This is a genomic window from Oceanobacillus jeddahensis (genome assembly GCF_000750635.1).
GTDB classification, from domain to species: domain Bacteria; phylum Bacillota; class Bacilli; order Bacillales; family Amphibacillaceae; genus Oceanobacillus; species Oceanobacillus jeddahense.
In genome coordinates this window covers 1,333,147-1,359,793 of the sequence record NZ_CCDM010000001.1, presented here as the reverse complement: position 1 = coordinate 1,359,793, position 26,647 = coordinate 1,333,147, and the positions used below count along the sequence as shown (strand labels likewise).

The window sequence follows — 26,647 nt, the reverse complement described above, 5'->3', positions numbered from 1 at the left end:
ATCTGAAAGATTTATATCTTTCCGGTAGCGATTAATATAAAGGGCCATTTCTTGATGAAGGAGCTGAATAGATTGAAGAAATTCAGCTTCAAAATCTTCCTGATGTTTTAACAAGTAAATCTCCAAACGAAAATTTCTATAAAACGAAACTTCATTCAGCGGGAGTTTTACGGGCGTTTCTCCGTGATAAAGCCTTAATCAAGGCAACGGCTAAACAGCGTCTTTATTTGGAATAAATAACTATTGAAAAGTGCTCAGCAACAGAAATATTCTGCCCTGAGCACTTTTCCTTTTAAAATTCTTTCAGCTGACGAAGAAATAATTATAGTAGAAAGCAACGTTCTTATTAAAAATCGTCCGGATTAGAACCAGACCGGCTATTTTCATTCATTCCGTCAATTTGCTTCATTTCTTCATCTGTTAATTCAAAATCAAAAATTTCTGCATTGGCAACGATACGTTCCGGCGTAATTGATTTCGGAATCGTCACCACATCATGCTGGATATCCCATCGGAGAATAACCTGCGCGACATTCTTACCGTATTTTTCCGCAATCGATACAAGGGTTGGATGATCTAGCAGCTCACCACGTTTTAAAGGGGACCAAGCTTCTAAATGAATTCCTTGCTTTTCACAAAATGCACGTAATCCTTCTTGTGTTAAATGTGGATGGAATTCAACTTGATTAATCGCTGGTATAATCTCCGCTTCAGGAAGTAATCGCTCTAAATGCTGAATATGAAAATTACTGACTCCGATGGCACGGACACGACCATCATGATAAAGCTTCTCTAATGCCTTCCACGTATCAATAAATGTTTCTTGTACCGGCCAATGAATCAAATACAGATCCAAATAATCGGTATCTAATTTCTCAAGACTTCTTTCAAATGCTTCTAAGGTAGATTGATAGCCTTGCTCATCATTCCAAACCTTTGATGTTAGAAAAATATCCTTTCTTGGTACGCCAGACTCCTTCATTCCTTGCCCGACACTAACCTCATTTTGATAAAATGAAGCTGTATCAATACTGCGGTAACCATGCTCTAAAGCAATTCTCACAGCATCTACTGCCGTTTGCCCTTCTTCTACTTTATAGACACCAAGTCCGAATTTGGGCATATCTACACCATTATTCAATGTTACTGTATCCTGCAAGTGTTTACTCATATCTGACAACCTTCCTTTCCAACCTTTTCTATCATCATATAACAATTGATTGTTGAAAAGAAAGTGAAAGGAATCTAGAGAAAAGCAATCATCAAAAACACTGCCCGTTCCTGTTAACTAATCACGTGATAAATATAAATACCGTCCACTAATTCACGCCCGCACTCACCGGCCAGCCGTAAATATTCTAAATGAGCAAGCGTTTCCCCTACCGCAAACCGGGTATCATGAACAGCCAGCTTCTTCGGAAAAAGTTTTTCCATCGTCTCATAGACAGTTAATCCGGTTTTTAACATTTCTTTCAGGCTGCTTAACCGTTCTGCATGATGTGCTTCTATTTCCGAGATCCGCTTGGATGCATTCTGAAATGGATCGCCATGGGACGGGATCACCCATTCCACATCCAATTTCTTTATCTTCTTTAAGGAATGAAGATAATTTTCCAGAGGGTTAGAATCTCCATGAAACCAATACGAAATATTTGGTGTAATCTTTGGAAGGATATGATCTGTTGACAAAAGAACATTATTTTCCCGATTATAAAAAGTGACCAGGCCGTCAGAATGGCCCGGTGTATGTATAATCTCATAGGCATACTTCCCAAACTGCAGCGTTTCGCCTTCCTTTAAGATGTTTTCTACTTTTGGATAAGGAGTCACCAGCGGTGCAAATGCGGCCGTGTTCTCCGCCAAAGCCCCGCTTATATTCTCTGGAATACCCGCCCGATGATAGTTTGCCTTTAATTTTTCTAAAAAAGGCTTCTCCCAAGCCTGGAGGGCCGCCTGTAAATCAATTTCAGGCATCCAGACACGCGCATTCGTCTTTTCCTGCAGTTTTCCAGCATAGCCGAAATGATCCGGATGATAATGGGACACAATAATATCTGTAACCCGCTTTCCTGCCAATTCTTTTTCCCATACTTTCGCCGTACCTTCATTATGCAATCCCGTATCTAAAATCTTATAGCCGTCCGCTTCCTCCGCGATAAAGCAATTGACATGATTTAGACGAAACGGCAATGATAATGTTATACGTTTCATTCCTAACTTATCTAACATAGGCGTCACTTCTTTCTTAGCAATCATCTTCCTTTAAAATCAGGTTTTCTTTTCTCAAAAAATGCCTGAATTCCTTCTTTGTTATCCTCCGATTGCAGCAATAAGGTCTGAACTGCTGTTTCCTGTAAATCATTTGTCCCGTTGCTCCACTCATCTGCATGGTTAACCATATGCTTGACAAATGTATTGGCAAGCGGCGGTCCATCTATAATGAAGGCAGCATAATGAATCGCCGCTTCCACAACATCTTCCTCTGTGACGTGATTGACCATACCACGATGATACGCTTCTTCCGCTGCAATTCGCCTTCCAGAAGAAATCCATTCTTTCACGACCGCATTAGGCAGATTATCTGTTAATTCCTTCAACAGCCCTAAGTCCGGGATAATCCCAACATTGGTAAAACTGCAGACGAAAGCAGCATCTTTTTTGGCTACCACAAAGTCTGCTGCCACAGCAATACTGAATCCTGCTCCTGCGGCAAATCCATGTACTGCGCTGATCACATATTTATCAAGCTCCCGTATCGTTTGAATAACCGCTAATGCCTGTTTCATATATTCCATTATTTTCGCACTATTATCCAAGGTATGAAGTACTTCCAAATCGCCGCCTGCAGAAAATATCTTCCCCTCTCCGCTAATAATAACAGCCTTCACTTCCGGGTCTTTTTCTGCATCCTTCAACGCATCTACAAAATCATTCGCCATGTCAATCGACAGAGCATTGCGTTTTCCCGGACGATTCATCGCTATAAAAGCAATGGAATCCCTCTTTTCATATTTTATCGGAATCGACATGATTCTCTCTCCCCATTTATTGTATTATATCAGGTTAGCTGATGTACATTTTTCGCTTGATTATATGCTGCTTTTAATTCATCAACAGCTTCCTGCACTGTCTGTATTCTCGTTGTTCCGCCGACACCTTGGCCGGCACCCCAAATGTCTTTCCATGCTTTGGCAGATGAACTTGACAACTTTTCAAAATCAAGCCCTGCTTTTTCCGGCAAATTCGTTGGGTCAAGACCAGCTTTGACAATACTCGGAATCAGGTAATTAGCAGGTATGCCGCTAAAAGCAGGTGTATAGATAATATCAGCAGCTGCAGATTGAATAATCGATTCCTGATAGGCCGTACTTGCTCCACTTTCCGCTGTTGCAATAAAATGGGTGCCGATATAGGCAAAATCAGCTCCTAACATTTCGGCTGCCAATATCTGTTCTCCCTTTGTAATCGTCCCTGCCAACGCAATTGGTCCATCAAAAAAGCTGCGTACTTCATCCATAAAAGCAAATGGATTTAACATTCCCGCATGTCCTCCAGCCCCGCTTGCTACTAAAATTAAACCGTCACTGCCCTTTTCCAGTGCTTTTTTAGCAAATTTCACATCCACCACATCGGATAAAACAAGTCCGCCATAGTTATGGACTATTTTTACCACAGGAGACGGATCTCCTAATGATGTAATCACCAGCGGCGGCTGATGTTTCTCAATTAACTCCAAATCTTCGTAAAACCGCTTATTGGAGGAATGGCTAATAAAATTCACTCCCCACGGAGCGATGTTAGCATGAGGATCTGCTTCTTTCTTTTCTGTTAATCGCGCATTAATTTCTGCCATCCAGCTGTCTAAAATATCTGTGCTGCGTGCATTCAAAGCCGGAAATGTTCCAATAATCCCGGCTTCACATGCTCCGACAACCATATTGGGATTGGAAATTAAAAACATCGGAGCCATGATAACAGGCAGCTCCATCCTTTTCTTTATTTCTGTCAGTTGCATTTGACCAGCTCCTTTTAAATAAGAAAACACAGCAGCGTCCACACCTCTCGCTTCCTTTTCAAAGCGTGGAATACATGGACGCTTACTATCAAGAAGAATTGTTATATTGTCACGATGGATCAGGTATAGAAAGCATTTCCTTCACCTGATCCCGCAGCGCACGTTTTAAAAATTTCCCGACTGATGTTTTTGGAATTTCATCCATAAACAAGATGCGATCCGGAATCCAGTACTTTGCAAATTGCGGTGCTAAAAATTGTTTCACTTCTTCTTCTGTTAATGTTTCCTTCTCTTTTAATACGACACATGCTACAGGCCGCTCCTGCCACTTTGGATCAGGAACAGCGATAACAGATGCTTCAAAAATGGCCTCATGCGCCATTAATGCATTTTCTATATCGACAGAGGAAATCCACTCCCCACCGCTTTTAATCATATCCTTGGTACGGTCAACGATTTTAACGGACCCTTCTTCATCAATATTGACTACATCTCCTGTGTGTAGCCAGCCATCCCGAAAAGATTCATCACTACGATCATTTTTATAATACGCATCTGCAATCCATGGGCCTTTAACAAGGAGTTCACCAATTGTTTCCTCATCATGGGCAATATCCCCGTTCTCATTGATTCCTTTAATCTCAATTCCAGGTACGACCATACCTTGACGGGAACGTAATTCTAACCGTTCTTCCTCATCCAGCTCCTGCTGATAGCTTTTTAAACGGGCTAACGTCACGATCGGGGACGTTTCTGTCATACCATATGCATGAATAAAAGGAATATGATATGTTGATTCGAAGGTGCGAATCATCTCTTTTGGAGCGGCTGACCCACCGCAAAGAATATAGCGCAGGCTACTTGTATCATAATTTCCTTGCTCCAAAGCCTGCAGAAAACCAAGCCAAATCGTCGGTACTCCTGCTGCCATCGTAACCTGATGCGTTTCAATTAATTCAGCTAAAATCTGCGGTGTCGGCATTGGTCCCGGCAATACCTGTGTTGTTCCAAACCATAAAGCAGCAAATGGCATTCCCCAGGCATTCACATGAAACATAGGAACGATAGGCATCGCAATATCTTCCTCTGATAATCCAACTGTGTCCTTTAACCCAAGGGCTAAACTATGTAAATAAATCCCGCGGTGTGAATAAGCAACTCCCTTTGGTCTTCCGGTTGTTCCAGAGGTATAGCATAAGCCGGCCATTGTATTTTCATCGATTGCTTCATCGAGCTCTGTATGTGGATCTGCTTCTTCAAGCAATGATTCATAGGAAGCAATATTGAATAAGCTGGTTTCAGGCAACGTTTCTTTATCCGTCATCACAATTATTTTTTCGACATCAGCAATCTGATCTTTTACACGCTCAATTAATGGAAATAAATCTTCATCTACCAGTAATACTTTATCTTCTGCATGATTGATAATATAAGCTAAATCATCCGGTGAAACACGGATATTAATCGTATGCAATACTGCCCCTATTGTCGGGATAGCAAAATAAGCCTCCAGGTGACGGTGATGATTCCAGGCTATCGTGCCGACTTTATCTCCTTTTTCTACACCTAAACCTTTTAAAACACCTGCCAGCCTGCGGATTCGTTCGGTTATTTTTCTGTACGAAATCGTTTGAACTCCGCCCAGTGTACGTGAAATGACGGTTTTATCCGCAAAATATTTTTCTGCATGTTTCACCATGGTTGTTAAATTTAATTGTGTTTGCATCATGTTCATGCTCCTCTCTATTCCCCTGTCCATCGTTCAATAATCGTGCTGTTAGCCATCCCTAACCCTTCACACATTGTCTGCAGACCGAAACGGGCTTCGAGGCGTTCCATGGTATGCATCATCGTTACCATTAATCTGGCTCCGCTTGCACCCAAAGGATGCCCCAACGCGATAGCTCCCCCGTCGATATTAACTTTTTCTTCATCTGCTCCGAGCTCCTTCATCCACATTAAAGGAATCGACGCAAAGGCTTCATTCACCTCAAAAACATCGATGTCTTCCATGGAGAGACCAGCCTTGTTCAAAACACGCCGGGTAGCTTCTATCGGACCGGTTAACATCTCTGTCGGGTCAGAGCCAATCACACTGCGTGCCAAAATCCGAAAACGTGGAACAAGTCCAAGTTCCTTTGCTTTATCCGCAGACATAATAAGTAACGCTGCTGCTCCATCACTCATTTGACTGGCATTCCCTGCTGTAATTCCGCTCTCTTTTGTAAATAGATCAGGTAATGCATCCAGTTTCTCCATTGAAGTATCGTTTCTTGGTCCTTCATCTTGATAAAATTGAGCCGTAGTCCCATCTGCCCTTTTGACGAAAATCGGCATCATTTGTTGACGAAAAAAGCCATTTTCCTGTGCTTTCAAGGCACGTTTATGACTTTTGAATGAATAATCATTCATTTTTTGGCGAGAAATATCCCATTTTTCCGCAATGTGAGCTGCGGCGATTCCTTGATGAACCATATCATATTTGTCTTGTAAAACACGATTTCATTTTACCCCTTGATGATTGCTCCCCATTGGTACACGCGACATACTTTCCACACCAGCTGCAACAACAATATCCATATCTCCGCTCATGATTGCTTGTGCAGCAAAATGAATGGCCTGCTGGCTTGATCCACATTGACGGTCAATGGCCGTTCCAGGAACACTTGCCGGATAACCCGCAATAAGTGCTGCCTGCCTTGCAATATCAACTGCCTGCTCTCCAGTTTGTGTAACACATCCCATAATAACATCATCAATGAGAGCTGCATCCAAATTGGTCCGATGTACTAATTCCTGTAAAGGTGCCGCAGCTAACTCCTCTGCTCTTATCTCACTTAGAAACCCGTTTCGCTTTCCAATTGGTGTACGTACTGCTTCAACAATCACAGCATCCCGCATCAATTTCCCTCCTTTTTATTTTGAAAGGATATAAAAATGTTGTTAAAAGCTAAAGTATTCTAGTAATCTTCCCTTAAAGTACACCTATTTCTATTGGATCTTTCAAGGCTATGATCAAACTTAATTAGGTAAACGCTTTCATGATTTATTTTATGTTCTACCAAAATGAATGTCAAGCAGGAATTATTTGCTTTATTAGACAGAAAAGCCCTTTTATCATGAAGAAACGCCCGTAAAACTCCTGCCTCTGAATAAAGAAAATAAATTTATCCAGGCGGGAGATAACGGACGCTGACTCCTTGTATTACTTAGACTAATTCAGTGGGAGAGCGTTCTCCACTATAAAAGGACCTTTTATATCTTTTTCAAACCATTTCTGCCACCCCATATATTTATCCCGTAACATACGCCATTACTTGAATATAGGTCATCACCAGAACATATAGCACTACAGCAAACACTCCATTAAACTGAAAACCATTTTTAAAGCTGCTTAAACCATTGGAATCACTTAAAACGATTAGCGGCATAATTACAGGTGATAACAAAATCGATAACGAGCTTCCCAAAGTTACTGCCAGAACAATCAGCTCTGGGGCATACGGCAGTTGAATACTCTGGAGAATACCAGCTACGAGGACCATTACGGTCAGCGGTCCAAGACCGGCAAACCCTAATATAATCACCATAAATGGCAGAAGATATAATAAATTGATAAAGGGAGCGACTGCTTCTAACGCGTAGAGACTATTTACTACCCAGCCGGCAAAGCCTGTTTTGGTCAATCCAGCAATCAGCATACCTGCACCGATCATGACACAAAGCTGATAAGACTTACTTGCCATCTCCTCTTTGATATAAAGTGAGGCAATCTGTGTCAATTTATACAGACGTCTTTTCACAATATAATAACAGAGAATCCACATTAAGATAACCAGAGGTATCAAAACGAGCAATTCCATATTAATCCATGCACTCAAAATAAAGATAGAACCGAAAAGCGAGACAAATAATAGAATAAACTCCCGAACAATCCGCTTCGTTTCTTGTTTATTTTTCGTATGCCGCATAATCTCATCAATCTCATGCTGGAGGCCTCTTGTAAAATTAACTTGATATTTCCTGTTTTCCAGCGGAAAGAATAAAATAGCTACAATTGTTCCTAAAACAGCAACGCCCAGCCCTTGCACAATGGATTTCCATAAGGAAGCATCCATTGCTTCTACAACATAGGCAAAACTCGGAATACTGACTACCCAAAGAACAGATAATGCAAAGCCGCGCAATATTGCTGTTCCTTTATACCTCTCCCATGCCTCTCCTTTTTCATCCTTTAAAATCATCGATACAAATTGGTATATCATAGGAATCGCACCAAATAAGAGGAAATACGCAATAATTTGTGTAAAAGAAACCATCCCAAAATAAAATTTCTTGCTCGTATCTACAAAATCATGTGCATAGCTGATAGCAGATTCTAAAAAAGCTTCTTCCCGGAGTACCCAGCTGACCATAGGTATCACAACTAATAATCCCACCATATTCCGCATTTGTAAAAGACCTTCCCGCATTCCTGCTAAAAAAGAAGTATCTACAGAGAGAAAAATAATGACACCTGTTAAAAACAAACCTAGCGGCATCTTTAAATGCAGCGGACCGTAATAAATGGCCCCAAATAAAATAATTCCAAATCCAAAAAATATCAGCAGCGTTAACAGCAGCTCAACATGGAAAAAATATGTGATAAAATGAATGATTGTAAAACCGATGATACAGATGACTAACGCTGGACTGATGTATTGTTTACTCATTATTGACTATCTCCTATGTTATTTAGTTCCTTTTACTTTATCATGAAAACCTCTCGTCGTGAAAATTCACTAAAGTTTTATGGTTACAGCTTAACAAACTCAACTTTCGCACCTTATTAAGTAACTTCATTTCTATAGAATCAGGGGTTGATTGTTCCTTCAATAAAAAGAATAACAGGTGTAGTGTAAAATACCGCTGCGACGGACCGTTTTGCTTTCCGACGTACAGGACGTACTAGTGCAGACGTTGCAACAGGACGTTGCGACTTTAGTCTGCCTAGGGGCACGCTCTTCAGCTAACTTTTGCCAAGAAGATCGCTTGGCAAAAGTGGATCTTCAGATGGTGCTGATCCCTCAGGAGTCAAAACGGTCCGCCTCCGCTAAGATTACTTTCTATCCATGAAAGCTAAAACTATTCCTAATGTTAACTATCCATGCCATCATGATTCGAACTGCTAAACCAACCATTTGAAATAACGGAATAATTGTTACATCAAGCGATAGAGATACTATTTCGTCCAACCCAACAGGATGTTATCTCTTTCATTCGCTGTAGAATCCTAATTAAGCGGAGCCCAACCACGTCGACAAGTGGTTTGTAGGCTAAACCCGTGACTCCTGGGACTGCGATTACTCGTCCCATCGAAATCATTTGTGCATCGCAGGCGAGCTGAAGATCCACTTGAAAAGCGGTCTTCTTTTCAAGTTAGCTGAAGCCGTCCCCATGGAAAGCGGAGTGATGGGCCGGAGCGGGGCTATGCACAATCACCTATTCCAAAATGGCTGGATATGTAACCAAAAGCAAGCACAATAATGAAGAACACGATAATCCTGGAATGGCAAGATATATATGCTTATTATCAGGTGCTAAAGTTGAGTTAACAAAAAAATTAATGATTTAATCCTGTCCGCAGCAACTGTAAATATCGCTGCTGCTGCAAATAATCTGCCTGTGCTCTTTCTAAAGAAATAGATAAAAATTGCACTTCTGAACCGATTCTTTTTTGTACAAGAAAAGGAATGTCTGCAGTAATAACAGTAGCAATCCGTGCATAGCCCCCCGTTGTCTGCCGGTCGGATAAGAGTACAATCGGCTGTCCATTTGCAGGAACTTGAATTGTCCCCGGAAGCACAGCATCTGATATAATATCAGCCTCCTCTGCATGAGGTAATGCTTTTCCTTCTAAACGATAGCCCATCCGGTTGGATTGCTCCGTAATCCGATAGCTTTCCTGATAAAATTGCTGATAGGTTTCATTAGAAAAAGCAGCTAAATCTGGACCAGCAATAACTCGAATCGGACGGTGCTGTTCATAATTTGGCGTATCAACTGCCTTTAAATACCTTCCTGCCCGGACAGATGTCAAATCTGTATCTCCGGCAATTAACCGGTCTCCTTTCTGCAAAATTCTCCCTTCAAATCCTCCAATCCCCGCTGGTACATAGGTTGATTTGCTTTCCATGACTTCTTCTATTAAAAAAGCTCCTTTAACAGCCAGATAAGCATATGTTCCATAGATTGGCTTGCCAAATGATAATATCTGTCCTGAATAAACACGATAGGACTTCCATGGTTGGAGAGGTGTCTCATCTATTGTTGCTGATAAATCTGCACCGCCAATTGCAATGACTGCATCCTGTAAAATTTTCAGCTGGGGACCCATCAGCATTATTTCCAGTGTTGCTTCTTCCTCCTGATTCCCTGCTAGTAAATTAGCAATACGATGGGCAAAGGCATCCATTGCGCCCGATGTCGGAATCCCGTATTTTTGATAGCCGGCGCGTCCTAAATCCTGAATGCTCGTCGATAATCCCGGTTTGATAACTTCAAAGATTTCTTTCAACGCGGATCACCTGCCGGCTGTATCTGAATACCTTCCCTTACTAATGCTTTTGCCAGATTTTCCACAAAAGCAGCTGCCTGAGCACCGTCTCCATGAACACAAATGGTATCCGCCTGAATCGGTATATCCGTTCCATCTGTTGCCTCTACTTTTTGTTCTTTCACCATCTGGATAACACGGTGAATACTCGTATCCACATCATGAATCAATGCATCTGGCGCTGTCCTTGGTGTCAATGTTCCATCCGGCTGATACGTTCGATCTGCAAACACTTCTTCTGCAACTTGAAGCCCTTTTCTGCGCCCTTCCTTTACAAGCTCTGAATGGGCTAATCCAAATAAAATAATACGTTTATCTATTTGATAGACAGCATCTGCAATCGCTGCCGCTAAAGCGTTATCCGTTGCCGCCATCGTATACAGTGCACCATGCGGTTTCACGTGCCTGATTCGTGTTCCATAAAGTGCGGCAAATCCATTCATTGCACCAATCTGATAAACAATTAAATTAAAAACCTCTTCCGGTGTTAACTGCATACTGCGGCGGCCAAAACCTTGCAAATCTAAAAATCCCGGGTGCGCACCAACAGCAACATTATTTTTCACTGCTTTTCCGACCGTTTCTCTCATGACATTATGATCGCCGGCATGGTAGCCGCAAGCAATATTCGCAGAGGTAATCCAATCCATGACTGCATCGTCCTGTCCCATGTGGTACGAGCCAAAACTCTCTCCTAAATCGCAATTTAAATCTACTTGTAAACTCATTATGGATTATCTCCCTTCTCTTCCCTTATTTCCGGCTGATAATCTCCATTTTGGATCGCTTCTTCTATTTCAAAATAGGTGCTCACATCAATCGGTTCAAATTGGAGCGTGTCTCCAGCTTTTATAAGAATTTTCTTTTCTTTTTTAGCATCATAAAGATGTACAGGGGTCTTCCCGATAATTCTCCATCCCCCCGGTGAAGCCAGCGGATAAATACCAGTCTGCTTATCTGCAATACCTACTGCCCCCTGCTCCACTAATTTTCTTGGGTTCTCCAATCTAGGCGTAGCGAGCTTTTCAGGTAAGCCCCCTAAATAAGGAAAACCAGGCATAAAGCCCATCATATAGACATGATAAAGCGGTTCTGTATGCAATCGAATGACTTCCTGGATGGAGAGATGTGAATGTGCCGCAACATCCTCTAAGTCTAAAGCAAATTCTTTTTCATAGCATACTGGAATGATAATCTTTCTAGCAATGGGAGGTTCCGCTTCTTCCATTATTTTTTGTAAATGGGTAAGCTGTTTTTCAAGCTCTCTATATGTGATCTCACTTGGATTATAATAAATCGTGATAGCAGTATACGCTGGAATCCACTCTTCCACTCCGTTTATTGGATATGTTTCTAACAAGCTTCCGAAGCGATGAACATTTTCATTTACTTGTCTGTCAATGGTATTACCAAATTGAATTCGCACACCACGATCACCGTATAATTGAATGGAATACATCATTCATTACCTGCCTTTTTAATTCTGAACTTTCAGTATTTCTATTGTACACTTATTTTTGGACAGAAACGAATGATTTGAGTTGAAGAAATCATGGATCAGACTCGAAGAATAGCTTTATCATGGAGAACCACCCGTACAACTCTTTACGATGGGACGAGTAACCGCAGTCCCAGGATGTGCTAGTGCAGACGTTGTGACAACGGTTTTCGATGGGGTGAGTAATCGCAAAAGCTCTTCGGTGGGGCGAGTAATCGCAGCCCCAACCCCAGGACGACGCGAACTTAGTCTGCTTCCTTCATTCTCCCACTGAATTAGCCTTAGTGATTCAGGGAGGTAGCGCCCGTTATCTCCCGCCTAAATTAATTTATTTTCGCCCTTTATTTTGAGGCGGGAGTTTTACGGGCGGTTCTATATTCAAAAACCCTATTAAGCCATTAAAATCTTAATAGGGTTTCCAATTATTTATTATTATCAAAGACAAAGCGATCTTTCCCTACCTGATAACCAACAAACATAATACACATAGCAACGGTCATCAATACGATTAAAGGGACTGTCCATGTGGATGTTAAATCATAAATAGAACCGATAGCAAAAGGACCAAAAGCTGCTAATAAATAACCGAGAGATTGTGCCATGCCCGAAAGATCTGTCGCCTGGTCTGCATCTTTAGAACGCAGCCCGATAAACGTTAATGCAAGGGAAAATCCCCCGCCTAATGCAGTGCCAATAAAAATGAGGCTGACCAATAAGACAGGCCAGGAGCTGCCGAGTAATAGCCCTCCATAGCCTAATAATGCACATAAGCCAACAGAACATGCAATCATAGACTGCTGCTTCACTCTTCCTGCTAATATCGGTAAGAAAAAGCTGGCAGGTAAACCGACAAGTTGTGTTAAGGACAATAACCAGCCTGCTGTTTCCATACTTATTCCATAGTCATGCAAAATTTCTGGTAACCAGGAAATCGTTACATAGAACATAATCGATTGTAACCCCATATTCATTGCCACAAACCATGCTAAGGAAGATTTCCACATCCGATTGCCAGATAATACGCCCCCTGACGCCAACTGAATCTTTTCTTGGCGTTCTGTATATTTCTTTTGAATAATAACCCAGACAATAATACCGAGAATCGCCGGTGTTGTCCAAACAAGTAAAGACAACTGCCAGCCTAAACCGAGATTTACAGCTAAAGGATGACTCAATCCAGAGGCAGATGCGGCAAAAATATTCATCGCTGTTGTATAGACACTTGTCAGGAATGCAACCTTTAAAGGAAAACGATCCTTCAGAATACTTGGTAAGAGAACATTACAAATAGCAATTCCTGCCCCTACAATAAATGTACCTAACATTAGCAAAATAAATACAGCGATCGAACGGACAAGTATACCTATAATAATTAGACTTAATCCAATAATTAATGCTTTCTCCTTTGTAAACGTACGGGCAAGGTTTGGAACAAGTGGAGAAATAACAGCAAATGCAATTAACGGCAGACTTGTAATTAACCCTGCTGTACCATTGGAAATCGCAATATCATCCCGTATGAAACCAATAATTGGCCCAACAGAAGTAATCGCCGGCCGCAGATTAAAAGCTACAAATATAATTCCAACTAACAGGATAATAAATTGCATCTGATTCGAATCTTTTTTTCTTTTTTCCATTCCTTCCATGCTAAGCCTTCTTTCTAATCAATAAACATACATTGTACTATTATGCACCTTTCATCTGAGAAAATCTATAGCATATTTTGATTATAAAAACATGGTTACAATCGCGCCATTTAATAAATTGGCCAATGTCGCTCCAATTAACGCCTTCATCATGAGCTTCTGGATCTCATGCTTTCGCTGCGGTGCTACATTGGATAGCATTCCAACAATACTGCCAGCTGCACCAAAATTGGCAAAACCGCTTAGGGCAAATGTTAAAATAGCAATGGATCTATCTGAAAATGATTCTATCATCGAAGAAAACTGGGAAAATGCTACAAATTCATTTAATAAAAACTTTTGTGCCAAGAGATTCCCGGCTAGTACCGCTTCATCCCATGGAATACCGATAATAAAGGCAATTGGGGCTAATAAATAACCAAAAATTAATTCCAATGATAAATTTTCAATCCCTGCGAGTGATCCGCCCCATCCTAAAATCCCATTAATTAAAGCTAATAAACCAATGAAAGCCATTAACATCAGGCCTACATTGATCGCAAATTGCAGCCCTTCACGCGAGCTGGTAAAAATAACGTCGATCACATTTGTCTTTTCATTATCGGCTTTCTTGGTTTCCTGAGCGATTTTCCACTCATTTGGATCCAGCTCTTTTGTTTCAGGAATCATAAATTTTGCAATCATAATCCCTGCCGGGGCTGACATAATCGCCGCTGACAATAAATATTCCATAGGAATCCCCATCGCCGCTAAACTAATCATTACCGCTCCAGACACGGAAGCAAGCCCGCTAACCATTAATGAAAATAACTGAGACCTCGTCATGGTTGCTATGTATGGTTTAATTACCAGAGGCGATTGCGTATTCCCTACAAAAATATTTGCCGCCGCTACTGCTGATTCGGAATAGGATGTCTTCATAATTTTTGAAATAAATCCACCGATAAACCGGACGAAATACTGCATAATTCCAAAGTGATATAAAAGTGCGATTAACACGGTTAAGAAAATAATCATACCAAGCACATTTACTGCAAAAATAGCAATATCTCCGTCTCCTGCAAGCGGACCGAAAACAAAGCTGAGACCTTCCTGACCGTAATTGATAATATTATTAACAGCATTAGAAATATTCACAAGAGCCCTTTTCCCAAAATCCCATTGTAAAACAAGATACCCAAAGATAACCTGAAGAATAAAACCTATGGAAACAGTATAAATATTAATTCTTTTTTTCTTTTCAGATAATAAGAACGAGATTAGAATAATAACAGTACAGCCTGCCAATCCCCATAAAATATTCACCGATACACCTCTTTATTGTTTGTCTAGTTAGATGATTGAATTTATTTCTTTTATATAATAGAGATTAACCCCCACTTTACTTAAAATGAGAGTTAATCTGTTATTGCCAGTTCTATATTTTGATTTTACATACATTCTCCTTGTCATAACTTACTTACATTTGATGAATTACTTCTTCAATAAGATTCACAAACTTGCTGCGTGATTGTGCTGCAACTTCAATTACTTCATCATGACTGAGCGGCTGATCCAAAATGCCGCATGCCATATTAGTTAAACAGGAAACACCAAGTACTTTTAACCCGCCATGTACCGCAACGAGTGCTTCAGGGACGGTTGACATGCCGACTGCATCTCCTCCAAGAGTCCGGATCATACGAATTTCTGCTGGTGTTTCATAAACGGGGCCAGTCCACCAGCTATATACACCTTCCCGTAAAGTAATATCGTTCTCCTTCGCAATGTCTTTTGCCAAATCACGAAGCTCACGATTATACACTTCCGAAGCATCTGGGAAACGTGTTCCCAAATCATCATTATTTGGTCCAATTAATGGATTGGTTCCAGTCAGGTTAATATGATCGGTAATCAGCATTAAATCTCCTGGGTTAAAACCTGTATTTATTGCACCGCAGGCATTGGTAATAATTAGTTTATCTGCGCCCAAAGCTTGAATCACACATACCGGGAAAGTTACTTCATCCAGTGAATATCCCTCATAATAATGATAACGTCCCTTCATAGCTACAATACGTTTTCCTTTTAACGTCCCGATAACAAGCTGGTTAGCATGTCCAACAGCAGCTGATTTTGAGAAATAAGGAATTTCTTCATACGGAATGACAACTGCGTCTTCTAACTCATCTGCCAAGCCGCCTAATCCGGAACCGAGAATCAAACCAATTTCTGGAACCGTATCTGTTTTCCCTTGAATAAATTCACTTGCTTCTTTAATTTCATGTGTTTGATGCATTAAAAATTCCTCCTTAAAATGGATGTAATAGTTAACAACCTCGCAGTTACTTTATTGCTGCTCTGGCTGAATGAAAATGAGTGGCAGAACCTCTGCAATGGTTCGCAATGATGCGGCATGTTTACTTGCCAAAGCTGTGACTAGTGCTCCTTGAATCATTGTATTTATTAAAGTACCCAGTTTTTGTGCTGTCTCTGTCTCGTAACCGTTTGCTTGAAGTTTTTTCATAAATTCCTGAGACCATGCTTCAAAAGCTTCTTCACAAGATTTCCGCAACTTTTCACTCGTTGAAGAGGTTTCTAAAATAAGTGCAGAAATAGGGACCCCGACAAAATAACGGTTTTCTTCAAAACGATCCGCACTGTCTAACACAAATGCTTGAATTGCTGTCAGAGCATCATCGTGCTTGGTAAGCTCTTCCTGAATAAACAATATGACTGCCTCTTTTGTCCACTTAACTGCTTCCAGCGCTATTTGCTCTTTCCCATCTGGAAAATGATAATAAATGGAACCACGGGGCGCACCGCTTTGTTCTATAATTTCTTTCAGTCCAGTTCCAACATAGCCTTTTTCCTGTATTAACAGAGCTGTTGCTTGAATGATTTCCTCTTTCGTATTCTTCCTCATTGAACAGAAACATCCACCTTTTCAGAAAGCTTTCATCTAGCTTGTGCTACCATGTAGAATTTATAGCTTACAGCAAAATTAAACCAATCGGTCTACATAGTAATAATAGTAAGTGATTGACTGTAAGGTGTCAATCGGAAATCAAACTGTCATTTGATGAGGAAATCCAGTGGAAAAAGATTGATCTCTTAGTTTCTTGTCAGGATTTTCTTTAAATTAAAATAAACAGTACGATGGAGAATGTTCATAATAGGAAGCAATATTTTCATGATAGCGGCTGTCCGCGCTTGATGCGAAGCAAAGAAGTTCCTTCCTATCGTACCGTGCTATAAGAAAAAACCAGGCGCATCCTATACACCTGGTTTTTTCTTATTTATTCTTTAAACTCGAGCATTTTATTTTTTAATTCTTCTTCCATACTAATTAGCTCTTTTTCTGCATCATTACGCTTCTTACGCCCATCTGATTGAATTTGCAGTGTTTCTTCAATCGTAGACATTAATTTTTCCTGTGTCTGTTTCAACGTATCAATATCCACAAGACCGCGTTCATTTTCTTTTGCTGTTTCCACCGTATTTTCTTTCAGCATATCTGCATTTTTAAGCAATAAATCATTCGTCGTTTGTGATACCTGCTTTTGTGCTTCCATCGCATGCCGCTGTCTTAGTAGAGTTAACGCAATAGCTACTTGATTTTTCCATAATGGAATAGCTGTTAAAACAGAGGATTGAATTTTTTCAACTAGTGCCTGATTCGTATTTTGGATAAGGCGAATTTGCGGCGCACTTTGCATCGTAATTTGCCGGCTTAATCGGAGATCGTGCGTCCGTTTCTCAAGACGGTCTACAAATTGAAGCATATCATTTACTTCCTGAACATCCATCTGGCTTCCACTTGTTTCTGCTTTTTGGCGAAGCTGCGGGATAATCTCATTATTAATTTCCTCTGCCTTTAATTCCCCAGCCGCAATGTAAATATTTAAGGCATCATAGTAATCACGGTTGGTTGAAAATAATTTATCGAGCATTTCATTGTCTGATAAAAGTAAATCTTTATTTCGATCTAAACGTACACTAATGCGGTCAATCTGCGAACTGGTCTTTTGATAGCGCGAAAGAACCTCATTCACAGATTTAGAGAGCTTTCCAAACAGGCGTGATAAAAAGCCTGTTTTCTCTTCCTGCAATTCAGAAGGATCAATATCCTCCAGCTTTTTCATCAATTCATTCAAAATAGAACCGATTTGACTCACGTCTTGTTTTTGGACATGCTCTAGCATTTCATGGGAAAACTGATGCAATTTCGCTTGTGCTTCTACCCCATATTTCACGAGAGACTGTTGATTGGTTGTATCGATTTGTACCGCTAATTGCTCCGCTTTTTTTCGATGGTCGCTCGAAAGCTTATCAACGAGCCTTGGTGTCTCCGCACTTTCAATATTTTGGTCTGAAGTATCCGTAGAAACTTCTGTTCGTTCACCAAATGGATCATTTAATAAATCATTTATCGAATCATTAGAATGGTCTTTTGCAGTCATGTAAACATCCTCCTTATTTTTTAGATCTTCGTAGCGTCTGCTTTGCTACATCCAATTCAAAGTCTAACGTTTCTAAATCATCCCTTAGCATTACTTGCAAATCTTTTTTTATTGTTCGGCTAAAGGCATTCAATGTTTGCCTTGTCTCTTTTAACGATTTTTGCATTTCGATCGACGGAGAAGGCTGACTAGAAAGATAAGCATAGCGTTCGGATAATTCAACAAGCGAGTCTAAGTGATTATAGAAAAAACTCTCTGCTTGATAAAATCGCGCTGGTTCTTTTCTAGCGTTGTTATATATTTTTTGTGCCGTTCTTATAATCGTTAAATTCTCTCGCGCATGCTGGAAAGAGCGGACTTTGAATAAGGCCTTTTGCATGCGTGTTATTTTGCCTCTTGCTTCTTTTAAATTGGTATCAATAAATTTATATTCTTTTTTGGATAGTCCTTGTCTTTTAACAAAGCGATAATCCATGATTTGTTTTGCAGCCACATAAGTCAATACACCGCCAATCGCAGCAAAAAGACTTGTTAACAGTACAGTCTGTCCGTATATAAAAAAGCTTATGAGCCATATAGCTGTCAAACTGACAGCACCAATAAAGCTTTGCATTAAAAATTGCAATATTGCTCTCATACTCTCACCTCTATGTGATTTATCATGATAAAATAATACTTAATAAAACAAAAAGCATTCTATTTTTTATTTCCCTACTCTTATTATACTATTACGAATGAGTGTTTTAAAAGTTTCAATTTCTTTTTATTGAAGATATGGAAACATTTTTTCATACATATTTCCTATATTTAATAAAAAACTCACGGCATAAGAACGAGCGTTCTAGTATTTGAAATGGTACAATATAACAAAGCTTTTACCATTCCACTTATCAAAGGAGGTCATTTTTTTATGAATCGAATTGGAATTGATGCGGGCGGTTCTTTAACAAAAATTGCGTATGAGGAAAATAAAAGACTTCGTTTAAAAACATATCCTTCTAACCAAATAGATGAGGTGATTCAATGGTTAAAGTCACTTGCTCCGGAGGCATCTCTTCAAGTGACAGGTGGGAGAGCAGAAGCACTAAAAGACAATAATGCGGCCATTTCTATCTTTAAGGAATTTGAATGCGTCATAGAAGGAACAAAATACCTGTTAATGACAGAAAATAAACTTCCTGAAACAGATTATCTTTTAGTAAATATCGGGACTGGTACTTCTTTCTTTCATAAAAAAGAACGTTTATCTGGAACAGGAGTCGGAGGCGGCTTATTTACTGGTCTTGGGGCAATCATTGCCAATACATCGAATTATCATACGTTAGTTGATCTAGCTTCTAAAGGAGACCGGGCAAAAAGTGATTTGATGGTTTCAGATATTTACCAGTATAATCACTCCCCTATTGAAGCTTCTTTGACAGCAGCGAATTTTGGAAAAGATCAACTCCATCCGTCTGTATCTACTGAAGACCAGCTGGCAGCATTAACACAGCTGATTGGTGAAACCATCGTATTACTAGCAAGTGCGGCAGCAAAATCTTTAGGTACAAAAGAAATTGTTATGATCGGCGGCGCATTAACTGGCAATCCACTTTTAAAGCAGGTTATCGCTTCTTTTGAAAGTATGTTGGACTATAACCTGACTTTCTTAGAAAAAGGCAGTCACGCTGGTGCGATAGGCGCTTTATATTATGGTGAATAAATAATAATAGAAACAAGGAGAATGAAGTTTTGAAACGAATGATTTATTTTAGTTTAATCATGTTATTTATACTGACAGGCTGTAACGCAGATCCTAATGCTACTGCTCAATCTGATGCAGTAGACGGTGATTTTAAAGCACATTTTATCGATGTTGGACAAGGGGATTCCACTTTATTTACGGTAGAAGAGGAAGGTGAAGAAACAGTTATCCTCTTTGATACAGGAGACTGGCAAGGGAATGAAGTAATTCCTTATTTAGAAGCTGAAGGTATCACAGCGATTGATTTGGTTATTATCAGTCATCCAGATGCCGATCATATTGGGCAGCTTTCCAAAGTGTTGGATCATTTTACCGTAGATGAAGTTTGGATGTCTGGTAATGAAAGTACATCGAATACATACCAAACAGCTATGAAAAAGATCTTATCACAGGATATTGGTTATCATGAACCACGGACCGGGGAAGAATATGAATTAGGCCCAGTTGAATTAGAAGTATTGTATCCTGAGGAAATTTCCGGGAAAGCAAATGAAGAATCAGTTAGTATCCGTTTAGCTTATGATCAGGTTTCTTTTGTTTTGACTGGAGATGCAGGAGTGAAGGAAGAACAAGAAATGATAGAAACTTCTTCTCTCGAGAGCACCTTTTTACATTTAGGACATCATGGTTCCAATACTTCGACTGATCCTGCTTTTTTAGATGCTGTTCAACCACAGATTGCTATCTACAGTGCAGGTGAAGACAATTCCTATGATCATCCAAGTTCAGAGGTCATTAAATTATTAGATGACGAAAATATAGAATGGTATGGAACAGATGTCGATGGCACAATTGTGATAGCAACAGATGGAGAATCTTATTCGATTGAAACAGACATGAGTGAAGATATTACTGTGTCAAAACCAGATGATGATGAAGAAACAAACCAAGATACTTCAGACAGTTCTCAAGAAGATAATGAAGAACCAAGTGAAGCCAGCTGCATCGACATTAATCATGCTTCCAAAGAAGAACTAACAAAAATTATTCATATTGGCGATGAACGAGCAAATCAAATAATAGATGAACGTCCATTTGATAATTTTGATGAGCTTGAAGAAATGAATGGTTTAGGTCCAAGTAGAATAGCGGATATAGAATCGGAAAGCTTACTTTGCGACTTTTAAAGGAGTTGGATAACAATGAGGGGAATTATTGATCGTTTCGAGGGAGAATCAGCTGTTATTTTAATTGAAACTGAAAACCGAGAAATTCTTGTTCCAGCCAGTGAGCTCCCAGAAGATTGCACTGTCAAATCAACTGTAAATATAGAGGAGCAGGAAGAAAGAAAGCATCCAAAAATCACGCTTGATCCTGAAGCAGATCAGGAGAACAGACAGAAATCTAATAATCTTCGCAAAGCTTTATTGGATAGGAACAAAGGAAGCAGGTTGAAAAGACGGGAGTAGTAGTATTATTATTACAGTATTATCAATAAACTTCCAATACTCTCATATCACCATCTGCCGCAGATATTGCGGCAGATGGTATACACTGCAATAACGATATTAATTTTCACTTTGAAGTATAAATAATTCAAGAATTATTAATCAAAATTTCCACTGGATAATTACGGCTTTATAGAAGTACCATCTTGTAGTCTAGTTGATGTCCAGTTAGCTATTGATACAGAAGTTGGATATGTCTCAGCCAATTTTTCATTGAATTCGATTCCTAATCCAGGCTTATTGTTAGGATAGGCCAAACCATTTTTCACCTCTGGTGTACCAGGAAAAATTTCTCGTGTTTTTTCACTTATTTTTTGCCATTCTTGTATACCAAAATTAATACTACTAATATCTAGATGAATATTAGCAGCATGTCCTATAGGTGATAAATCTATGGGACCATGCCAAGCTGTCTTCACACCAAAAGTTTCACATAAAGAAACTATTTTTTTGGCAGGAGTTATACCACCGATTTGGGTAATATGTATTCTAATAAAATCTATCAGCCTTTTGGAAATTAACGGTACCCACTCACTTGGATTATTAAATAATTCTCCCATTGCCAGTGGTGTAGTTGTAGTCTGTCTAATTCTATACAGCCAATCTTTTTGCTCCGGAGGTAAAATATCTTCTAAATAGAACAAGTCAAACCTCTCTAATTTCTTTGCAAAACCTACAGCATCTGTTGGATCCAATCTTTCATGTACATCATGTATTAATTCAATATCCTCTCCAAAATAAGATCTGAGATATTCAAACATGTTTATTGTCGATTTCATATAAGATTTAGGATGAAAATTACTTTGTGATGTGCGTGAATCAATGGATTTATTGGTGTCTGAGCCTTTAGTTACTTTACATCGTATATGTTTAAAGCCTTTTTCAAGCATCTTATTGATATTGTCTCTTAAATTTTCATTATCTTCTCCTTCAGCGTGACAATATAATGGAACGGCAAACCTACATTTGCCGCCCAGTAGTTGAAATAAAGGAAGTTTCGCCATTTTCCCTTTTATATCCCATAACGCCATATCAATTCCTGATAAAGCATTATTAAATTCTGGACCATTTCTCCAGTAGCCACTTGTCATCGTTGAATTCCAAATGTCTTCAATTTGAGATACATCTTTTCCGACCAAAAATTGTTTCAAGTAATTTTTAATAATTGAAATAACTGCTACATGTCTTTGAGTAAATGTGGCACATCCATAGCCATATAATTCAGGCTCAGAGGTTAAAATTTTTACAACTGTTAAATTAACATTATCAGGGGCTGTAGCATAAACTTTCACATCCCTAATCGTAATCATATTAATTCCTCCATATTTGTCTACTTTATTTTTACAATCATTTCAATCTCTACAGGAGTACCAAACGGTAACTCTGATGTTCCAATCGCCGATCTAGCACTCCAACCTTTTTCATCGAAAATATCCTCTAGAATTTCTGAAGCTCCATCTAACACATAAGGTTGTTCTTTGAAATCTTCAGCACTATTTACAAAACCCAAAATTTTCACAACTCTATCAATCTTATCAAGACTACCTAAATGCTTTTCCAATGTACTTAATAAATTTAACATCGTTTGCCTAGCGGCTAATTTTCCTTCTTCTTTTGTTAAATCTTTACCGACCTTTCCCTTAAACATTAGCTGACCATCCACTCGACAGTCATTGCCCGAAGTATATACTAAATTATTTACAGTTACAGCAGGAAGATATTTTGCAGCTGTAGGTGGGGCTTCAGGTAAAGAGATTCCGATACTTTCTATCTTTTTTGATATTACATTCATGACATTACATCCTTTTCTTTAATTTTTTGGTAAGCTAAATTATGAAATATTTGTCTAATTCGAATAATCGATGTGTTTTCTCTTGAAGGATGAACACGATTTGTTAATAAAATTGCGAATATATCATTTTCCGGATCAATCCATATACTTGTACCGGTAAACCCTGTATGACCATATGAACTTAAACTGAAGTAATCACCAGCTGGTGAATTCACCAGATCTTTGGATTGCCATCCCAGACTTCGCCCCGACTGCAAGTGTGGTGTATGGTTCCTCCCCATTAAGTTTACTGTGCTTTTCTTTAGAAAATAAGACAGATCTTGCCTGTGAGAAAGTAAAATTGTTTGTAATAGCTTAATTAGATCCTTAGAGTTACTAAATAGTCCTGCATGTGCTGCAACACCACCTAAAATAATTGCATTTTCATCATGCACTTGTCCCTGTACTATTTCTCCTCTCCATTTACAATCTTCTGTTGCAACACAATTGCTAGCAAAAGAATGGTTAGGGTTAAATAATGTATTTTCCATTTTTAAAGGAAGAAAAACACGTTCTTTTAATACTACATCTAATGTTTTTTGTTCTATACTTTCAATAATTTCTCCTAAAATCATAAACCCCTGCGATGAATATTGTACTTTTGATCCAGGCTTACAAGTTAAAGCTAATTTTTTTAATTTTAAATGAAATTCTCCAACAGTATTGCAATCTTTATACAGTGGTTGTTGCCCTGGTATACCACTCGTATGAGTAAGTAATTGTCGAAGTGTAATTTTTGCTTTATTCGTATCTTTATAACTCTCTAAAAAGAAATCAACTGTATCGTCTAAAGATATCATCCCCTCTTCCAAAGTAAACATAAGCGGTAATATAGCAATAGGTTTTGTAACAGACGCAATATCAAATAACGAAGAATGATCTAATTCAGGGCCACCCCAATATAAATTTCCTAAAATATTGCTATCAATTATTTTATTTGATGTTCCAATAGCATACGAAACTCCGGAAAAATATTTATTCGCTATCGAATCATTTAAGAGTTCGTCTATATTCTTTATCATGAGAGAAAACCCCTTGCTATATTTTCATATAGAGAAACAGCTCCATATAGTTGATCTATTTCGACAAATTCATTTGGTGAGTGAGCTTGTTCTAAACTACCAGGACCAATAATAACTGTTGGTATGTTTGCATAGTTAACGAGTTTGCTCATATCACAACCAGCTCTAAATCCGGTAGGTTCATAATTGGACGATGATAAGCTTTTTTTTGAATAACAAGCCGTCTCTACAATTTTTTCTTTTATATCTGTTTCTGATGGGATAGTAGAAACAATTGTTTCAATAGATTCGATTTCAAAATTAACTACTTCAGCTTTCAACTCTTCCATCATTTTCTGTAATTCTAAATCTGCTTTTTCATGTGTTTCACCTGGTATTAATCTGCGGTCAAATATAATTTCGCAAAATCCCGGGATTGTATTTTGACGTGTTCCTCCATTGATAACAGTTACATTCGCATTCGCTGATCCAAGAAAAGGATGTTTATATTCTGATAATTTTTTATTCAACTCTTGAATTTTAAGTATGAAATAAGCTGTATTTATTATGGCATTAACTCCATTTTCAGGACTAGCAGAATGGGCAGGTACACCTTTTAACCGAATTTTCTTCATATAAGTTCCTTTATGCGCGACTGCAATATTTAAATTTGTAGGTTCTCCAACTACTGCACCATCTGCTTTTATATTTTGTTTCACTAAATGGAATGAGCCATGCCCTCCAGCCTCCTCATCCATTACAGCAGTTAATATAACTTTTCCCGTCAAGGCATTCGGGTTCAAGGCAAGCTTTTGCATTGCAAACATCATACACACTAAACTCCCCTTTGCATCACAAGAACCCAGACCATATATTTTATTATTTTTCACTTTAGCAATAAATGGATCACTATCCCAACTCTGCCCCTCTGGATTATTCACATCCATATGTGTATTAAACAGTAGAGTAGGTCCAGATCCGAATTCCAAAGAAATAAGTAAATTACTTTTAAAAGGTTCTACTTTTTGGACTTCTATATTTGCATCAAAGTCTTGTGCCCAGCTTTTCAGCCAGCTAATTACTTCATTTACATGCCCTGGTGGATTTTGACTTGGAAGTAAAATACATTCTTTTAACGCTTCTTCAATATTGTGTTTCATGATAGATCGTCCTTTAACAGTTTAATAAAATCATTAATATCTGCGTTAATTGTTTTTAAGGAATTACTATTTAGCTCTTCCATAAGTTTCGGCTGTTTTAATCCAGTTCCTGTTATAATACAAACAATGGATGCTTCTGATGAAATTTGATTATGCTCAACAAGTTTTTTTAATCCAGCAATTGTAGCAGCAGAAGCAGGATCAGCAATCATTCCTTCTTTACCTAAATCTTTAATTGCCACCTTTATTTCATTTTCAGATACTTCTTCGGCAATCCCATTAGAATTATATAAAGCGCTTAGTATTCTTTTTCCGTCTTTAATAGGAGCATCAGCAGATATGCTTTGTGCAATGGTTTTCGTAGAATCCCCAACTTTTGTTACAATATTGTGGCCTCTTTTAAAAGCTTTAACATAAGGTCCTGTAACACTCGGCTGAACTGCTACCATTTTAGGTAGAGAAGGGATCCAACCCAATTCATATAATTCATTAAAACCTTTCCAAGCTCCCCATAGACCTCCTCCAGTACCTACTGGATGAATCATGTAATCAGGATTTTTCCAATCTAATTCTTCACTAATTTCATAAGCATAGGTTTTCATAGCGTCATGACGTATAGGGTTGATAAAGTTAACAAATTGATACAAATTAAGTTTGGTGTTTATTTCCTCTAATAAAGATGTTATTTCATTCATACTATTGTAATTTAATGTGATTCCATTTCCACCATACAATTTTATTAACGATTTTTTTAACGGATTGGCTAGGTATTCTATTAAAGTTAGTGATTTCATATTAGTACGATTAGCATACGTGGAAAAAGACATACCAGCATTTCCTGAACTATAAGTTACCCCTTTAGATATTCCCAATTCTTTTGCAAAACTAATTGCCAGGCTAAAGCCTCTATCTTTAAAACTACCTGTAGGCATTAGCGTCTCATTTTTTAAATATAAATTCTTAAGGCCTAACTTCTTTGCTATAAAATTAGATTTAATTAAAGGTGTATCTCCTTCGCCTAGAGAAACAATGTTACTTTCGTTTTTTAAGGGTAGAAATTCGTGCCATCTCCATATACTTCGTTTTCTAGTTTTAAAATCTTTTTGTTCTCGTTGTTTCTTTAATTTATTTAAGTCATATATCACTTCCATTAATCCATTACAATTCGGGCATAAATTCATTTTTGTATTGTTTAATGGAAAAATATTTTTACAATCATCACATTTATAATGAGTTGCATAAGACCAGGTCACTTTATTCCTCC

General features: G+C 38.7%; 25 protein-coding genes and 1 pseudogene. 4 read left to right on the top strand and 22 right to left on the bottom strand.

What is annotated here, in order from left to right; genetic code table 11:
- Positions 1–346: 346 nt before the first annotated feature.
- The 8 genes and pseudogenes from BN986_RS05945 to BN986_RS27875 all read right to left on the bottom strand — a co-directional run bounded on the left by BN986_RS05945 (position 347) and on the right by BN986_RS27875 (position 9,249).
- Positions 347–1,171: an aldo/keto reductase gene (locus tag BN986_RS05945; RefSeq protein WP_040978725.1), complete on the bottom strand. Its 825-nt coding sequence runs from the start codon at positions 1,169–1,171 to the stop codon at positions 347–349.
- A 113-nt stretch (positions 1,172–1,284) separates the two neighbouring features.
- The gene (locus tag BN986_RS05940) at positions 1,285–2,229 is read right to left on the bottom strand and encodes an MBL fold metallo-hydrolase (RefSeq protein ID WP_040979235.1); all 945 of its coding nucleotides are present in this window, start codon (positions 2,227–2,229) and stop codon (positions 1,285–1,287) included.
- Positions 2,230–2,252: 23 nt separating this feature from the next.
- A complete protein-coding gene (locus BN986_RS05935; protein ID WP_040978724.1) occupies positions 2,253–3,029 on the bottom strand; it encodes an enoyl-CoA hydratase/isomerase family protein in 777 nt (258 codons plus the stop codon).
- A gap of 29 nt (positions 3,030–3,058) precedes the next feature.
- On the bottom strand, positions 3,059–4,015 hold the full coding sequence (locus BN986_RS05930; protein WP_040979234.1) for an NAD(P)H-dependent flavin oxidoreductase: 957 nt from the start codon (positions 4,013–4,015) through the stop codon (positions 3,059–3,061).
- A 109-nt stretch (positions 4,016–4,124) separates the two neighbouring features.
- On the bottom strand, positions 4,125–5,744 hold the full coding sequence (locus tag BN986_RS05925; RefSeq protein WP_040978723.1) for a long-chain fatty acid--CoA ligase: 1,620 nt from the start codon (positions 5,742–5,744) through the stop codon (positions 4,125–4,127).
- 14 nt (positions 5,745–5,758) lie between these two features.
- Positions 5,759–6,916 (bottom strand): annotated as a pseudogene (locus tag BN986_RS05920) (thiolase family protein).
- Between the two features lie 392 nt (positions 6,917–7,308).
- The gene (locus BN986_RS05915; RefSeq protein WP_040978722.1) at positions 7,309–8,727 is read right to left on the bottom strand and encodes a hypothetical protein; all 1,419 of its coding nucleotides are present in this window, start codon (positions 8,725–8,727) and stop codon (positions 7,309–7,311) included.
- Positions 8,728–9,120: 393 nt separating this feature from the next.
- Positions 9,121–9,249, bottom strand: coding sequence for a hypothetical protein (locus tag BN986_RS27875; RefSeq protein WP_262362450.1), 129 nt, complete (start codon positions 9,247–9,249; stop codon positions 9,121–9,123).
- Positions 9,250–9,506: 257 nt separating this feature from the next.
- On the opposite strand from BN986_RS27875, the gene BN986_RS27870 reads away from it, so the two are divergent.
- On the top strand, positions 9,507–9,629 hold the full coding sequence (locus BN986_RS27870) for a hypothetical protein (protein WP_262362449.1): 123 nt from the start codon (positions 9,507–9,509) through the stop codon (positions 9,627–9,629).
- Here the strand turns inward: BN986_RS27870 and BN986_RS05910 are convergent.
- From BN986_RS05910 to BN986_RS05870, 9 genes are all read right to left on the bottom strand, one after another.
- Positions 9,618–10,571: a 5-oxoprolinase subunit C family protein gene (locus BN986_RS05910; RefSeq protein ID WP_040978721.1), complete on the bottom strand. Its 954-nt coding sequence runs from the start codon at positions 10,569–10,571 to the stop codon at positions 9,618–9,620. The genes BN986_RS27870 and BN986_RS05910 overlap by 12 nt on opposite strands.
- Positions 10,568–11,338, bottom strand: a complete 771-nt coding sequence (locus tag BN986_RS05905; RefSeq protein ID WP_040978720.1) for a LamB/YcsF family protein — start codon at positions 11,336–11,338, stop codon at positions 10,568–10,570. The genes BN986_RS05910 and BN986_RS05905 overlap by 4 nt, the downstream gene beginning before the upstream one ends.
- The gene (gene pxpB / locus BN986_RS05900) at positions 11,338–12,072 is read right to left on the bottom strand and encodes a 5-oxoprolinase subunit PxpB (RefSeq protein WP_244444949.1); all 735 of its coding nucleotides are present in this window, start codon (positions 12,070–12,072) and stop codon (positions 11,338–11,340) included. Before pxpB ends, BN986_RS05905 begins: the two co-directional genes overlap by 1 nt.
- 458 nt (positions 12,073–12,530) lie before the next feature.
- Positions 12,531–13,757 carry a CynX/NimT family MFS transporter gene (locus BN986_RS05895; RefSeq protein WP_040978718.1) on the bottom strand — a complete coding sequence of 409 codons (1,227 nt, stop codon included), beginning with the start codon at positions 13,755–13,757 and terminating at the stop codon, positions 12,531–12,533.
- Positions 13,758–13,838: 81 nt separating this feature from the next.
- Positions 13,839–15,062, bottom strand: coding sequence for a NupC/NupG family nucleoside CNT transporter (locus BN986_RS05890; RefSeq protein WP_040978717.1), 1,224 nt, complete (start codon positions 15,060–15,062; stop codon positions 13,839–13,841).
- Between the two features lie 154 nt (positions 15,063–15,216).
- Positions 15,217–16,035 (bottom strand): purine-nucleoside phosphorylase, encoded by an 819-nt coding sequence (locus BN986_RS05885; RefSeq protein WP_040978716.1) that lies wholly within the window; start codon positions 16,033–16,035, stop codon positions 15,217–15,219.
- A gap of 51 nt (positions 16,036–16,086) precedes the next feature.
- Positions 16,087–16,662 (bottom strand): TetR/AcrR family transcriptional regulator, encoded by a 576-nt coding sequence (locus BN986_RS05880; RefSeq protein ID WP_040978715.1) that lies wholly within the window; start codon positions 16,660–16,662, stop codon positions 16,087–16,089.
- A gap of 373 nt (positions 16,663–17,035) precedes the next feature.
- On the bottom strand, positions 17,036–18,199 hold the full coding sequence (locus tag BN986_RS05875) for a toxic anion resistance protein (RefSeq protein ID WP_040978714.1): 1,164 nt from the start codon (positions 18,197–18,199) through the stop codon (positions 17,036–17,038).
- Positions 18,200–18,212: 13 nt separating this feature from the next.
- On the bottom strand, positions 18,213–18,836 hold the full coding sequence (locus BN986_RS05870) for a 5-bromo-4-chloroindolyl phosphate hydrolysis family protein (RefSeq protein ID WP_052400661.1): 624 nt from the start codon (positions 18,834–18,836) through the stop codon (positions 18,213–18,215).
- A 273-nt stretch (positions 18,837–19,109) separates the two neighbouring features.
- On the opposite strand from BN986_RS05870, the gene coaW reads away from it, so the two are divergent.
- From coaW to BN986_RS05855, 3 genes are read left to right on the top strand one after another with little or no spacing between them, the layout of a single operon-like run.
- Complete coding sequence (coaW, locus tag BN986_RS05865) at positions 19,110–19,901, top strand: type II pantothenate kinase (protein ID WP_040978713.1); 792 nt, start codon at positions 19,110–19,112, stop codon at positions 19,899–19,901.
- A 38-nt stretch (positions 19,902–19,939) separates the two neighbouring features.
- Positions 19,940–21,070, top strand: coding sequence for an MBL fold metallo-hydrolase (locus tag BN986_RS05860; protein ID WP_148417089.1), 1,131 nt, complete (start codon positions 19,940–19,942; stop codon positions 21,068–21,070).
- A 15-nt stretch (positions 21,071–21,085) separates the two neighbouring features.
- The gene (locus tag BN986_RS05855) at positions 21,086–21,352 is read left to right on the top strand and encodes a DUF3006 domain-containing protein (protein WP_040978711.1); all 267 of its coding nucleotides are present in this window, start codon (positions 21,086–21,088) and stop codon (positions 21,350–21,352) included.
- Positions 21,353–21,513: 161 nt separating this feature from the next.
- Here the strand turns inward: BN986_RS05855 and BN986_RS05850 are convergent, their stop codons facing one another.
- The 5 genes from BN986_RS05850 to BN986_RS05830 are packed head-to-tail and all read right to left on the bottom strand — an operon-like array spanning position 21,514 to position 26,636.
- On the bottom strand, positions 21,514–22,701 hold the full coding sequence (locus tag BN986_RS05850) for an enolase C-terminal domain-like protein (RefSeq protein ID WP_074435617.1): 1,188 nt from the start codon (positions 22,699–22,701) through the stop codon (positions 21,514–21,516).
- 20 nt (positions 22,702–22,721) lie between these two features.
- Entirely contained in the window at positions 22,722–23,183 is a 462-nt protein-coding gene (locus BN986_RS05845; protein ID WP_040978709.1) for a RidA family protein, read from the bottom strand.
- Positions 23,180–24,244, bottom strand: a complete 1,065-nt coding sequence (locus BN986_RS05840) for a serine hydrolase domain-containing protein (protein ID WP_040978708.1) — start codon at positions 24,242–24,244, stop codon at positions 23,180–23,182. The genes BN986_RS05845 and BN986_RS05840 overlap by 4 nt, the downstream gene beginning before the upstream one ends.
- On the bottom strand, positions 24,241–25,383 hold the full coding sequence (locus BN986_RS05835) for a M20 family metallopeptidase (protein WP_040978707.1): 1,143 nt from the start codon (positions 25,381–25,383) through the stop codon (positions 24,241–24,243). Before BN986_RS05835 ends, BN986_RS05840 begins: the two co-directional genes overlap by 4 nt.
- The gene (locus tag BN986_RS05830; RefSeq protein ID WP_052400660.1) at positions 25,380–26,636 is read right to left on the bottom strand and encodes a threonine synthase; all 1,257 of its coding nucleotides are present in this window, start codon (positions 26,634–26,636) and stop codon (positions 25,380–25,382) included. Before BN986_RS05830 ends, BN986_RS05835 begins: the two co-directional genes overlap by 4 nt.
- Positions 26,637–26,647: the final 11 nt, after the last annotated feature.

What these genes read in the sequence shown, in the direction of transcription:
- BN986_RS05945 (WP_040978725.1), bottom strand. Translation starts at nt 1,171, where the DNA reads ATGAGTAAACACTTGCAGGATACAGTAACATTGAATAATGGTGTAGAT.
- BN986_RS05940 (WP_040979235.1), bottom strand. Translation starts at nt 2,229, where the DNA reads ATGTTAGATAAGTTAGGAATGAAACGTATAACATTATCATTGCCGTTT.
- BN986_RS05935 (WP_040978724.1), bottom strand. Translation starts at nt 3,029, where the DNA reads ATGTCGATTCCGATAAAATATGAAAAGAGGGATTCCATTGCTTTTATA.
- BN986_RS05930 (WP_040979234.1), bottom strand. Translation starts at nt 4,015, where the DNA reads ATGCAACTGACAGAAATAAAGAAAAGGATGGAGCTGCCTGTTATCATG.
- BN986_RS05925 (WP_040978723.1), bottom strand. Translation starts at nt 5,744, where the DNA reads ATGATGCAAACACAATTAAATTTAACAACCATGGTGAAACATGCAGAA.
- BN986_RS05915 (WP_040978722.1), bottom strand. Translation starts at nt 8,727, where the DNA reads ATGAGTAAACAATACATCAGTCCAGCGTTAGTCATCTGTATCATCGGT.
- BN986_RS27870 (WP_262362449.1), top strand. Translation starts at nt 9,507, where the DNA reads ATGGCTGGATATGTAACCAAAAGCAAGCACAATAATGAAGAACACGAT.
- BN986_RS05905 (WP_040978720.1), bottom strand. Translation starts at nt 11,338, where the DNA reads ATGAGTTTACAAGTAGATTTAAATTGCGATTTAGGAGAGAGTTTTGGC.
- pxpB (WP_244444949.1), bottom strand. Translation starts at nt 12,072, where the DNA reads ATGATGTATTCCATTCAATTATACGGTGATCGTGGTGTGCGAATTCAA.
- BN986_RS05895 (WP_040978718.1), bottom strand. Translation starts at nt 13,757, where the DNA reads ATGGAAGGAATGGAAAAAAGAAAAAAAGATTCGAATCAGATGCAATTT.
- BN986_RS05885 (WP_040978716.1), bottom strand. Translation starts at nt 16,035, where the DNA reads ATGCATCAAACACATGAAATTAAAGAAGCAAGTGAATTTATTCAAGGG.
- BN986_RS05880 (WP_040978715.1), bottom strand. Translation starts at nt 16,662, where the DNA reads ATGAGGAAGAATACGAAAGAGGAAATCATTCAAGCAACAGCTCTGTTA.
- BN986_RS05875 (WP_040978714.1), bottom strand. Translation starts at nt 18,199, where the DNA reads ATGACTGCAAAAGACCATTCTAATGATTCGATAAATGATTTATTAAAT.
- BN986_RS05870 (WP_052400661.1), bottom strand. Translation starts at nt 18,836, where the DNA reads ATGAGAGCAATATTGCAATTTTTAATGCAAAGCTTTATTGGTGCTGTC.
- coaW (WP_040978713.1), top strand. Translation starts at nt 19,110, where the DNA reads ATGAATCGAATTGGAATTGATGCGGGCGGTTCTTTAACAAAAATTGCG.
- BN986_RS05860 (WP_148417089.1), top strand. Translation starts at nt 19,940, where the DNA reads ATGATTTATTTTAGTTTAATCATGTTATTTATACTGACAGGCTGTAAC.
- BN986_RS05855 (WP_040978711.1), top strand. Translation starts at nt 21,086, where the DNA reads ATGAGGGGAATTATTGATCGTTTCGAGGGAGAATCAGCTGTTATTTTA.
- BN986_RS05850 (WP_074435617.1), bottom strand. Translation starts at nt 22,701, where the DNA reads ATGATTACGATTAGGGATGTGAAAGTTTATGCTACAGCCCCTGATAAT.
- BN986_RS05845 (WP_040978709.1), bottom strand. Translation starts at nt 23,183, where the DNA reads ATGAATGTAATATCAAAAAAGATAGAAAGTATCGGAATCTCTTTACCT.
- BN986_RS05840 (WP_040978708.1), bottom strand. Translation starts at nt 24,244, where the DNA reads ATGATAAAGAATATAGACGAACTCTTAAATGATTCGATAGCGAATAAA.
- BN986_RS05835 (WP_040978707.1), bottom strand. Translation starts at nt 25,383, where the DNA reads ATGAAACACAATATTGAAGAAGCGTTAAAAGAATGTATTTTACTTCCA.